The following is an 11,354-nucleotide window of genomic DNA, read 5'->3' on the forward strand; positions in this document are numbered from 1 at the left end:
CGGTTGACCGAGACTCCGCCAGAGACGGCAGGCGGCGACTGATTGCCAGGCTGACCGTTCCTGTCGGGCGAGTTCGCAGATCCGCCTGACGAACTGGCACTACGACCGCCGCCGATGCCTGCGTGCTGGCCGTTGCTGCTGCTGCTGCCTTCGTGGGGCTCGCATCCCGGCGCGTGATGCCATTCGGTGTTCTCGTGGCGGATCAGGCGATCGACGCCGTAGACAGGACCGGTCGACGCATCGCAGTCGACTTCGAAAGCATCGATGGCGTCAACGACGAGCAGCGTCACCTGCTGAGTGGAGGAAGAGACCCCATCCACGGTCTCCGGCCGGGTGAGGGCCACCGTCGCCCTGGCGGCGGTTGGGCAGAGCCGCCAGCCGGGCACGTTTTCAGGAAGCACGCGTCCCCAGACGAGGTGGCCGGCGATCAGGTCGCGGAGGTCGCGACGTGCATCGGGCTTGGCCAGGCGTTCGAGTTCTGCTTCGCCGAGCTGCGTGAAAGCCGCGTTCGTCGGTGCGAACACCGTCACGTCGTGGGAGCCGTCCAGGACGCGGTGCAGGCCGACAAGCACGGCGAGTCGGCAGAACGTCTGGTGGTCGTCCTCCGATCGCAGCGTCGCCCAGGCGGAGTCGAACCGATCCGCAGAGGGCAACTGCGTGTGGGCGTGCGATTCGTCGTGCGCTAACGCTGCCGGTGCAAAAACGAGCAGCAGTGCAATGGTCCAGAGCGTCCTCACCCGTGCAGCCATGCCGCGAGCGTAACAGAAGCAGCGGCTGCCGCATGTTCCGAATCTGACTTCGGCTTGTCGGTCTTTCTGTCGCAGGGTCATTTGCGGCGTTGCGAGCGGTCGAGTGGTCGCTACGGTACCTTCGCCACAGGTGCCGGCGGCGTTTTGTCGTCGGCGAAGAGGGAAGCGGGTGCAATTCCCGCGCGGACGCGCCGCCGTAACGGGCGAGGCCAGGTCCACATGCCACTGCCGATTGCAATCGGCGGGAAGGCGGATCGAGGCTGACGACCCCGGAGCCGGAAGACCTGCCTGTCGCCCCGCCGCGTTGTCGGTGGGCATGCCTCGTGCGGCGACGCACGTCGGTTGGCGATTGTCGGGTCCTCGCGCTTCAGGACGTCCGGCCGACGATGCTGCGTGGGCACGGTCTCCTCCGACGTGCCGGCCGGTACGTGGGTCGCCTGAATCAGTGCGACGGGCTCTTTGCCCGGAGGCAATGCCCCGCGCGATCGGGGCGGAAAGTGTCCCTGTGTCCTCATTCCTCACGCACGCCATCGTGGCGTCGCTCGCACTCCCAGCCATCGCGCTGGCCGGCCCATACTCCGGGCCGTCTGACACGATCAACGCCCTCGACGGAGCCATCGCATCGTCGAGTGGCGTGTTCGTCGAATGGGCCGACGACATCGATGCCAGCGGAACAAGTTTCGCACCCAACGGCAGCACGGCGATCGACACGTCCGGCGGCTTCAACAGCCTTGGCGATCTCAGTCAGGCCGACATTGACAACGGCCTGATGCCGGGGCAGATCACCGTGACGTTCCCGACTGGCATTGCCGACGGTCCGGGAGCCGACTTCGCCGTATTCGAAAACGGCTTTGTCTTTCCAAGCGATCCGTTCCTGTTTGCGGAATTGGCGTTTGTCGAAGTGTCCAGCGACGGCCTTACCTTCGCTCGATTCCCAGCCATTTCGACCAACACGACGTTTCAAGGGAACTTCGGTCAGAGCTTCGGCGGGTTCGATACGACGAACATCTTCAACCTCGCCGGCAAGCACGCCGACGGCTTTGGGACGCCGTTCGACTTGTCTGACCTTGCAAGCGACCCGCTCGTGACCGGCGGACAGGTTGATCTCGATGCCATCTCGGCCGTTCGACTCGTCGACGTCGTCGGCGACGGCACGACGCTCGACAGCCTCGGAAATCCGATCATCGACGCCTGGCTCACCACCGGCACCGGCGGATTCGACTTCCGGCTCGGCGTCGGAACGGGCGTCGGCGTGATCAATGTGGTGCCCGAGCCGGCAACCGGCGGGGTCTTCGCGATGGCGGCAGCGGTGCTGCTCGGCCGGCGTCGACGCGCTGCTTCGCGTTCGTCTGCCGGACTCGCACTGGCTGGTGCCGCTGCCGCGGTCGGTCTGGCTTCGGTCCCAGCCGCGGCCCAGACGACCATCACGTTCGAGCCGCTCGCTCCGGTCAGCCCAGACTACCCGTCGAACACAGGCTTCACGGCCGGCGGTGTCGAGTTCACGGGAGCGGCGTTCTCCGGTTGGGTGGCGGCCGACGGGACCGATACGACGACGCCCGGCTTCCTCAACCAGTACAGCGTCTTCCCCGGCGTTGGCGCTGGCGGCAGCGACATCTTCGCCATCGCGTTCGGCAACGGATCGTTCATCAATCTGCCGGCCGGCAAGTTCCCCGTCTCGGCCGACCTGACGGCGACGACGTACACGGCTCTGTCGATCTTGAACGGCGATTCCTTCGCCAAGCAATTCGGCGGTCCGACGGGGGACGATCCAGACCTGTTCACCGTCACGCTCACCGGCTACGACGGGCCCAACGGCACGGGCTCTGTCACCGGCACGCCGGTCGAGTTCACGCTCGCCGACTACACGTCTGCCGACAACAGCCTCGACTTTGTCGTCGATGAGTGGATCCAGACCGACCTCACGCCTCTCGGCGAGGCCGCGTCGATAGGGCTGACGTTCTTCAGCACGGACGTCGGCACGTTCGGCATCAACACGCCGACCTACGTCGCACTCGACAACCTGACGCTCATCCCGGAGCCAGGCCTGGCGGGCTTGCTGGCGGGCGGCGTGATCTTGCTCGTGCGTCGGCAGCGCTGACTCACTTCCTGACCCGACCGATCGGACGACGAGGGTTGTCCGATCGGCTTCACGCCCTCCTTTGCAGGATGCCATGAGAAAAGCGTTCACACTGGTCGAACTGCTGGTCGTCATCGGGATCATCGCCCTGCTGCTCGGCATCCTCCTTCCAACGCTCGGCAGCGCGCGTCGCTCTGGGGAGTTGGCGGTCTGCGGGTCCAACCTGCGTCAGCTCCACGCGGCCGTCGTGCTCTACGCCAACGACCACGCCGGTCGGGCACCACCCGGAGCAGCGCTCTTCTTCGACGCGAGCCGAGTCGCCGAGTCGAATCTGCGTCGGTGGCACGGCGAGCGCGACGACGACGACGATGCCTTCAACGCAACACGCGGCCCGATCTGGGAGTACCTCGAAACCGACGAGATCAAGCGTTGTCCGTCGCTTCGTGACGACGAGCTTCGCAGCAACATCGGCCAGGCTGCCGCGTTCGAGGCCAGCGCTGGCGGCTACGGGTACAACAGCCGCTACGTCGGGCTTGAACGCAATGGCGACACGCGTAGTGAGCTCGGTGCCCGTTTGGTCGAGTTTCGAGATTCGGCAAGAACGGTGCTCTTCACCGACGCCGCCCTGCTTCGGCCGCAGTTGATCGAGTACAGCTTCGCCGAGCCACCCGCCAGCGGGTTGGATCCGTCAATCCACTTCCGACACGGCGATCGCAAAGCCAACGTCATGTGGCTCGACGGGCACGTTTCGCAGGAGGTCTTCGCCTTCACGAGCAGCAACATCTACGGCGCGACAGTCGACGACCACCAAGAGGCTGGGATCGGATGGTTCCTGCCAGACAGCGTCGAGCTTTTCGACCGCGAATGAGGACTTCGACGATGCAGAAAGCCCACGGGCAGAACCCGTGGGCTTTTGTTTTTGGAGCTCTCGAGGTCTGACGACCGACTCAGTCGCTCGTCTTCTGGTCGGTGTTCGCGTAGCGCGAATCGATCGCGGCGGCGGCGCGGAGTTCGGCGGCGGCGGCCTCGGGCTTGTCTTTGCGACGAAGTGCCTGCGCGATGTGGTAGTGCACGTCGGCCGGTGCCAGGGCGCGGGAGAGCTCGGTCCGGGCCTCGGAGATGCGGTTCTCGCGCGCGAGCAGCATGCCGAGGTTCACCCGGGCGGCATCGTCGTCCGGATCGAAGGCCAGCGTCTGCCGGTACGCCTCTTCGGCCTTTTTGACCTCGCCGAGGAGGTCGAGGCTGACGGCGAGGTTGCGCCACGCGGCCGGGGCGTTGTTCGTGGCGTCGATGTAGCGACGCCAGAACGCCTCGGCCTCTTCGACGTCGCGGTCTTCGGTTGCGAGTGCGGCCAGGCGATAGAGGCTCGGAGCGTGCTTCGCGTCGAGCTCCAGCGCCTTCTCGTACTGGCGAACGGCCTGCTTGCGGGCCATGCGGACCTGGCGTGAGGCGTCCTCGCCAGGCTTGCCGACGACGGCTCGTTCGTGGAACTGGCCGGCGGCATAGTGGCTGTCGGCCGTCACCTTCGGCTCGGGCATCTGCTCAGCGACCTGGGTCGGCGGCTCGGTGTTGCTCGAGGAGCACCCGGCGATGAGCGGGCCGGAAACCAATGCGACGGCAGCGACAAGGCGCAAGCGACTCAGAGTCATGGTCGCTGTATCGACATCGCCCCGTCCGTGGTTGGAAGGCCGATGGCTCCTATGGCTTATCGGACGCGGACTTCCTCGTGGCTGAACTGCACAAAACCCAGGCATTTTGCCCTTCGAGCGCCCTCTTTTGCGGCGATGACGACGGTTGGTCATCGCTGGACGGCGGACCACCGTGAGCCCAGTGGCGTGGTCGCATCGAAACATGTCGCACTGTCGTGCCATTGCGTCGAGCACGACGCTGTTGGACGTGGTGTTGACAACGCGCATCGCGCTTTACCTCAAAAGTGACGGGCTTTTTGTCGCCGCCCATTCGGCCATTCCAGCCCGTGAGGGCCGTCGGTGTGCAGGTCCAGACCGACCAGCCCGCACAAACGGAATTGGGCAAAGCGTTCGGGTTGTCAGACGGCGAAGTTGGGCTGTTTGAGCTTTCGATGAATCGCCTTACAACCCCGAGCATTGGCACGTCCGTTGCCAAGGGATTGGCGGGGAGAAACTGCGACTCGATCCCCTGCATGGCCTCGAGATTTCACTCCATGACCTCGCGACTTCGGGCTCGACGCCTGCTGACGATCGGTGCCTTCGCGGCGTTGCTCTGTTCGACCGCCAGTGTCCGCGCCGGCTCGGTCGCGTGGGAGCTGCCCCGCGACGTGCCGCCGACGGTGGCGCAGACGCCTGCTGCCGAGCGCGTTTCAGTGACAACCCCGTTCGAGGCGCCGGCCAGGCTGATCCGTGTGTCAGACGTCCCGGAGTGGCAGGTGCCATCGCCCTCAGCGATGCCGGCAGTGGTCGAGCCCAACACCGATGTGCGAAGCCCGTCGCGGGGTCTGCCGGCGACCTTGCTCGGCGGATTCGGCACGCTTTTGCTCATCGGGTGGCGTGCTCGTCGGTGATTTGGAAACGCCGACGTCGCTCGCGTGTCGATACAGCACAGGGTCCACACGGTGGTGAGCAGCGATTTAGCTGTTCCCACGCGGTGCGGTACTATTGTGTCACGACATTCGACTGCGACGAGGGCAACCAACCACGACGTCGCACGGGCTGAGAAGGACGGAGTCACATGAATCACAACGAGTCTGCCGTGGCAAGCGAGCGCGGGCACGAAGAGGCCGATGGCGGTTCTTTGCCGTTGTCGTCCGCTCCGCCGACCGACGTCGCTTCGGGTGAAAACGCCGAGTTCGTCGCGCAGATGTTCGACCAATACGCGGCCGACCCGTCGTCGGTACCGGCCGACTGGCAGGCGTTTTTCGCCGGTTACGCCCTGGCATCCGGCGACGCCGCCGACCTGCCGACGACGACTATCACCCAGTCCACGCCGCAGCCCGCGACGACCGCCACCGGCTCGCCGGTCGGCGTGTACGACCTCGTCCACTCGTACCGCGCTTTCGGTCACTTCGAGGCTCATCTCGATCCGCTCAGGGCCGAGGGCGATGAGCCCGAACCGCATCCGCTCCTGGCGCTCCACAACTTCGGACTAGAAGACGTCGACCTCTCCACCCACGTCGGCAACGGCGGCTTCCTCGGACACACCGACGGCACGCTCGGCGACCTCATCGAAAAGCTGCGGCTCACGTACTGCGGCACGGTCGGCATCGAGCTCAGCGCCGTCGCCGACGTCGAACAACGCAATTGGCTCCAGCAGCAGATCGAGCCCGGCTACGCCCGGCCCGACTTGACGCCCGACCAGCAGAAGGACGTCCATCGCCAGCTCGTGCAGGCCGAGGAATTCGAGCAGTTCCTGCACAAAGCGTTTGTCGGGAGCAAGCGATTCAGCCTCGAAGGCGGCGAGTCGCTGGTGCCGCTGCTGAATGCGGTCGTCGAAGGGGCCGGTGCACTCGACGGCGAGCAGGTGATCTGCTCCATGGCCCACCGAGGCCGGCTCAACGTCCTCGCCCACGTGCTCAGCAAGCCGCTCGAAACGATCATCGCCGAATTCGCCGGCACGATCACCCGCGGCACCAAGAACGGTGCCGACTACGGCGACGGCGACGTCAAATACCACCTCGGCTACGCCAAAACCCGCACCGTCTGCCCCGACGGCGGCGAGGACGACTGCGAGGTCAAGGTCAGCCTGCTGCCCAACCCGAGCCACCTCGAGCTCATCAACCCGATCCAGCAGGGCATCATCCGCTGCAAGCAGCAGTGGATGCTCGACGGCGATCGCACGAAGGTCGTTCCCGTCTGCCTCCACGGTGATGCGGCGTTCTGCGGCCAGGGCATCGTCTTCGAGACGCTCAACCTGTCCGAGCTGATCGGCTACCGGACAGGCGGGACGATTCACGTCATCGTCAACAACCAGATCGGCTTCACCACGCCGCCCAAGCAGGGCCGGTTCACGCCCTACCCGACCGACGTCGCCAAGGCGATTCAGGCACCGGTCTTCCACGTCAACGGCGACGATCCCGAGACCGTCTACCGCGTCGCCCGTCTGGCGACGGCGTTCCGGCAGAAGTTCAAGCAGGACGTCTTCATCGACCTCTGGTGCTACCGCAAGTACGGCCACAACGAAGCCGACGAGCCGGCCTTCACGCAGCCGCTGATGTACAAGGCGATTGCGAAGCACCCGGGCGTTCGCACGCTCTACGAGAAGCAGCTCGTCAGCGAAGGCGTCCTCGACACCGAAGCCGCCAAGCAGGTCGCCGACGACATCGTGGGCGAGCTCAAGCAGGCACGCGAGGACGCCCGCGTCGAGAAGCCACGCGGCAAGGTGCCGAGCTTCAGCGGAGTCTGGAACGGCCTGGGCCGAAGCCCGGACGACTATCGCGAGTGGCAGAGCGACACCGGCGTCGACGAGGACACGCTCAAGAAAGTCGTCGACGTCTACGACCGTCAGCCGGACGGCTTCACGCCTCACCGCAAGCTCCAGAAGCTCCACAAGTCGCGCGTTCAGACCGTCCGCGACGGCGAGGGCATCGACTGGGGCACAGGCGAAATGCTCGCGATCGGGTCGCTTCTGCTAGAAGGCCACAGCGTCCGCGTGACCGGTCAGGACGTGGAGCGCGGCACATTCAGCCATCGACACGCTGTCCTGCATGACGTGGAGACGGGCGACCGGTGGAAGCCGCTGCAGTTCATCGGCGGCGGCAAGCGGCACCAGCATCAGGGCCGGTTCGAGATCATCAACACGATGCTCTCCGAAGAGGCCGTCGTCGGGTTCGAGTGGGGCTTCGCCTCGGCCGATCCGCGGAACCTGGTCATTTGGGAAGCCCAGTTCGGCGACTTTGTCAACGGCGCCCAGGCCGTCATCGACCAGATCGTCGCGGCCGCCGAGAGCAAGTGGGGCTACATGAACGGCATCGTCTTCAACCTGCCCCACGGCTACGAGGGCCAGGGGCCGGAGCACTCGAACGCGTACCTGGAGCGCTGGCTCGGCCTGTGTGCCGAGCACAACATGCAGGTCGCTGTCCCGACGACGCCCGCCCAGTACTTCCACCTGCTTCGCCGCCAGATCAAGCGGTCGTTCCGCAAGCCGCTGGTGGTGATGTCGCCCAAGAGCCTGCTCCGCAAGCCCGAAGCGACGAGCACGCTGACCGAGATGGTCGACGGGTCGTTGCAACTGGTGCTGCCCGATCCGGAGCAGCCGAAGGTGGACGGCGTGCGTCGGGTCGTCCTCTGCAGCGGCAAGGTCTTCTACGCGTTGGACGCCGCTCGCAAGAAGGCGGAGTCGAGCGACGTCGCGATCGTTCGCGTGGAGCAGCTTTACCCGTGGCCGGAGCAGGAAATCGCCGCGCAGGTCGAGCAGTATCGCAAGGCCGGCGAGGTCGTCTGGTGCCATGAAGAGCCCGCCAATCGCGGTGCGTGGTCGTTCGCCCGGCCTCGGCTGCGGGACATGTTCCCCGATCGGCTCGTCAGCTACGTCGGCCGAGACGCCAGCGCGAGCCCGGCGGTCGGCAGTCCGGCGCAGCACTCCGCCGAGGAGAAGGCGTTGCTGGAAGACGCCCTCCACGTCAACGGCAGCCGCGTGACGTCGCCCGAGTCCGACAAGACGCCGCAGCCGGCGTGATCGTCAAAGTCGCTCCGATCGCCACCGCGACGGGTGACTCGTAGGGTTGTCCATGGCCACCTCGGACCAGCACGACGGCCCGAGGAAGAAGGGCAAGAAGAAGGTCACCCGAGAGCGCTCGGCCGGCGTCGTCGTCTACTGCGATCGCGGTGGTCGACGAGAGTTTCTGCTACTCGATTACGGCCGGCACTGGGATTACGCCAAAGGCCACCTCGAAGCCGGCGAGGACGATCGCACGGCTGCACTTCGCGAGCTACGCGAGGAAACCGGTCTGTCCGAAGGCGTCGAGCTGCTCGAGGGCTTCGAGAAGATGATCCTCTACCACTTCAACTCCAGCCGCAAAGGGCTCGTTCGCAAGGAAGTCCTCTTCTTCGTCGGCAAGCTTGATCCCGACAAGGCCGACGAGGTGATGCTGAGCGAAGAGCACGTCGGCTACGAGTGGCTCGAACGCGAGCCGGCGCTGCAGCGGTTGACGTTCGACAACGCCAAAGGCGTCCTCGCCGCGGCCGACAACTTTGCTGCGGAGCACGATCCGCTCACGGAGTGACTCTCGCTCGCTTTCCCCTGGCCGCTGTTGCTGCAGTGTCGACTGAAACCATCCGACCGTGACGGTCGCTAAACTCCGCCCGTCCGCAGGTGCGGGCTCTGTCGTTCCGTGCAGCTCCTCTCAGCCGACCACCAGCAACGCCTCGAAGCCCACCTGCATCGGCGGACGCGCGAGGTCTTGGGCGCCCGCTCCGCTGCAGAGGGTGATCCGCTGCGCTCGACCGTCGCCGACTACGCACTGGATCGCACCGGCAAACGCGTTCGGCCGCAGCTGGTCTGCTGGACGGCACTCGCAGGCGGTGTGGGCGACCTCGACGATGTGCTGCTCGATGTCGCGGCAGGCTGGGAGCTGTTTCACGCGTTCCTCCTCGCGCACGACGACATCATCGACCAGGCCGGCGTCCGGCGATCGCGGCCGAGCTTGCACAAGCGACTCGCCACGATCGACGGGCAGACGGACCTCACCGGCGAGCACCTCGGCATCGTCGCGGGCGACATGCTCTTCGCCGCTGCGATGCGGCTGTGGCTTTCGGTGACGCGTTGCAGCAGCCAGAAGTCGCACGCCAAGACGCTGCTTGAAACCACCGGCCGGATCTCGATGGAGACGGGTGTCGGGCAGGCGTCGGACATCGTCACGGGTCGGATGCCGCTGGACCGCGTGACGCCCGAACTCGTGCTTGATGGCTATCGCGACAAGACGGCGGCGTACACGTTCGAAGGCCCGATGCTCAGCGGCGCCATCCTCGCCGGGCTCGACGCGAAGGCGTGCGATTGCCTTTCGCAATTCGCGATTGCGATCGGCCAGGCGTACCAGGTGCACAACGACCTGCTCGACCTCGCAACGCCGCTCCACGAAGGCAGCGACCTGCTCCAGGGCAAGCGAACGCTCCCGCTGGTCTACGCGTTCAGCGATGCCGACGATGCGACACGCCAGACTCTGGTCGCGCTCCTGAACGCTTCGACCAATACGGATGCTGCCCTCAGCGACCGTCAAGCCTCGGCCGAGTCGCTTCGCCAGCAGCTCGGCGATGCCGGCGCGATGACCCGCGCCCGATCGACCTGCGCCGCCCTGCTCGACACCGCCGCCGAGGCCGCTCGGCACTGCGACGTGCCGGCATCGCTTCAGACGGCGCTGTCGGAGCTGCTGGAACAGCTTCGCGTCGGCTACTTCCGCTGATTCACCGAGCCCTGGCAAATGCGGTCCGCCACGCGTCCGACGTTCGGTGCGCGTTGTCAGGAACCTGGCCTGCCATAAGCGATGTCAGCGGCATCCACGTCGAGCGCTGCGTCTCCGCCAACGCTGCGACGGGTGGTTTGCCCTGGACGGTGAGTGGGACGACGCCTCGTCCGTCGCCGGCGCAGTGAGCGGGCTCGCTCGCGACGAGCTTGGCCCGGCAGGCGAGTGGGCGATCGTGGTAGATGCCGCAGGTCTCGTCGTCTTCAAGGAACGGACACGCGACCTTCGCCATCGCCCAACGCCGCCCGAGGTCGGCCGCGATTTCGCCCGGAATCCCTTCGCGCGAGCCGTCGATCGCGTCGAGCAGATCAAGCAGCCCGAGCTCGTCGAGCGTGTCGCGGGTCTTCGCGAACCGGTCGGCAACAGCGCCTTGCCGCTCGGTCGACATGTCGTCGACGACCTTGCGCATTCGTCGGAGCTCTGCCGGCGCGACGGGAACCAGCTGGTGACAGCACGCCGAGCACCCGGATCGGCACGTCGCCCGCGTCGCCAGGCTGCCCAGCTCATCCGCCAACGCTGCGTACACGTCGGGCAACGCGTCCTCGAGGGGCATCACGCTCGGATCATTCTGCTGCAAGGGCAGACAGCGTACGGAGTTGCGCTTCCGGTTGCTATGGGTCTCAGAATAGTCTCATCGTTGCGTCTCACCTCGTTTAGCGGTGCGCGGAGCGAGCCCTCTTCTGGCGTTGACGGGGACGTGATGCGACGGTCGGGGCTCGCTTCGCTCGCCGCTAAACGGGGCGGATTCGAGAGATCTCCTGCTTCAACGCCCGATAATGCGATGCGAGCGGGGTCAGCCCCGATAACGGTAAAGCCGCCCCAGCGACACGCCGACGAAACCCACGGACGACTTCCGTCCGTTCGTCACCATGGGCACCATCAGCAGCAGCATCGGTCTCGTCAGCGGCATCGACACCGGGTCGATCATCCAGCAGCTCATCCAGCTCGAGCGTCGCCCGATCCAGACGCTGCAGGGGCGAATCGCGCAGACCAGCTCCGTCCAGATCGCCCTGACGAGCTTCTCGACGCGGCTCAACGCGCTCAAGAACTTCGGCACCGACCTTCGCAAGCCCAGCACCTTCGAGGCGGTCACCGC

Annotated in this window: 10 protein-coding genes and 1 riboswitch; of the genes, 7 read left to right on the forward strand and 3 right to left on the reverse strand. The window is 66.0% G+C overall.

Translation table 11 applies throughout. The features are described 5' to 3' along the window. Positions 1-749 (reverse strand): fasciclin domain-containing protein (locus AAGI46_12030; GenBank protein MEM1012934.1); only part of this gene is annotated, 749 nt, incomplete at its 3' end. Between the two features lie 111 nt (positions 750-860). Then, positions 861-1,056, forward strand: a riboswitch (cobalamin riboswitch). A gap of 198 nt (positions 1,057-1,254) precedes the next feature. Between AAGI46_12030 and AAGI46_12035 the strand changes: the two genes are divergently transcribed. Next, positions 1,255-2,847 (forward strand): DUF4465 domain-containing protein, encoded by a 1,593-nt coding sequence (locus tag AAGI46_12035; GenBank protein MEM1012935.1) that lies wholly within the window; start codon positions 1,255-1,257, stop codon positions 2,845-2,847. Between the two features lie 73 nt (positions 2,848-2,920). Beyond that, the gene (locus AAGI46_12040) at positions 2,921-3,694 is read left to right on the forward strand and encodes a prepilin-type N-terminal cleavage/methylation domain-containing protein (protein ID MEM1012936.1); all 774 of its coding nucleotides are present in this window, start codon (positions 2,921-2,923) and stop codon (positions 3,692-3,694) included. A 79-nt stretch (positions 3,695-3,773) separates the two neighbouring features. On the opposite strand, the gene AAGI46_12045 is transcribed toward AAGI46_12040, so the two are convergent. Continuing rightward, positions 3,774-4,475 carry a tetratricopeptide repeat protein gene (locus tag AAGI46_12045; protein ID MEM1012937.1) on the reverse strand — a complete coding sequence of 234 codons (702 nt, stop codon included), beginning with the start codon at positions 4,473-4,475 and terminating at the stop codon, positions 3,774-3,776. A 533-nt stretch (positions 4,476-5,008) separates the two neighbouring features. Between AAGI46_12045 and AAGI46_12050 the strand changes: the two genes are divergently transcribed. The 4 genes from AAGI46_12050 to AAGI46_12065 all read left to right on the forward strand — a co-directional run bounded on the left by AAGI46_12050 (position 5,009) and on the right by AAGI46_12065 (position 10,198). After that, complete coding sequence (locus AAGI46_12050) at positions 5,009-5,365, forward strand: hypothetical protein (GenBank protein MEM1012938.1); 357 nt, start codon at positions 5,009-5,011, stop codon at positions 5,363-5,365. Positions 5,366-5,532: 167 nt separating this feature from the next. Continuing rightward, positions 5,533-8,475, forward strand: a complete 2,943-nt coding sequence (locus AAGI46_12055; protein MEM1012939.1) for a 2-oxoglutarate dehydrogenase E1 component — start codon at positions 5,533-5,535, stop codon at positions 8,473-8,475. A 52-nt stretch (positions 8,476-8,527) separates the two neighbouring features. Then, positions 8,528-9,022 (forward strand): NUDIX domain-containing protein, encoded by a 495-nt coding sequence (locus AAGI46_12060; GenBank protein ID MEM1012940.1) that lies wholly within the window; start codon positions 8,528-8,530, stop codon positions 9,020-9,022. 108 nt (positions 9,023-9,130) lie between these two features. Next, a complete protein-coding gene (locus AAGI46_12065) occupies positions 9,131-10,198 on the forward strand; it encodes a polyprenyl synthetase family protein (GenBank protein ID MEM1012941.1) in 1,068 nt (355 codons plus the stop codon). A gap of 1 nt (position 10,199) precedes the next feature. Here AAGI46_12065 and AAGI46_12070 read toward each other — a convergent pair whose 3' ends face one another. Then, positions 10,200-10,811 (reverse strand): YkgJ family cysteine cluster protein, encoded by a 612-nt coding sequence (locus AAGI46_12070; GenBank protein ID MEM1012942.1) that lies wholly within the window; start codon positions 10,809-10,811, stop codon positions 10,200-10,202. Between the two features lie 316 nt (positions 10,812-11,127). On the opposite strand from AAGI46_12070, the gene AAGI46_12075 reads away from it, so the two are divergent. Further along, positions 11,128-11,354 (forward strand): flagellar cap protein FliD N-terminal domain-containing protein (locus AAGI46_12075; protein ID MEM1012943.1); only part of this gene is annotated, 227 nt, incomplete at its 3' end.

The sequence above is a fragment of the Planctomycetota bacterium genome (assembly GCA_038746835.1).
Classification (GTDB): domain Bacteria; phylum Planctomycetota; class Phycisphaerae; order Tepidisphaerales; family Tepidisphaeraceae; genus JBCDKH01.

Coding starts and splice junctions, on each gene's coding strand:
- AAGI46_12040 (MEM1012936.1), top strand. CDS start 2,921: ATGAGAAAAGCGTTCACACTGGTCGAACTGCTGGTCGTCATCGGGATC.
- AAGI46_12045 (MEM1012937.1), bottom strand. CDS start 4,475: ATGACTCTGAGTCGCTTGCGCCTTGTCGCTGCCGTCGCATTGGTTTCC.
- AAGI46_12050 (MEM1012938.1), top strand. CDS start 5,009: ATGACCTCGCGACTTCGGGCTCGACGCCTGCTGACGATCGGTGCCTTC.
- AAGI46_12055 (MEM1012939.1), top strand. CDS start 5,533: ATGAATCACAACGAGTCTGCCGTGGCAAGCGAGCGCGGGCACGAAGAG.
- AAGI46_12060 (MEM1012940.1), top strand. CDS start 8,528: ATGGCCACCTCGGACCAGCACGACGGCCCGAGGAAGAAGGGCAAGAAG.
- AAGI46_12070 (MEM1012942.1), bottom strand. CDS start 10,811: ATGCCCCTCGAGGACGCGTTGCCCGACGTGTACGCAGCGTTGGCGGAT.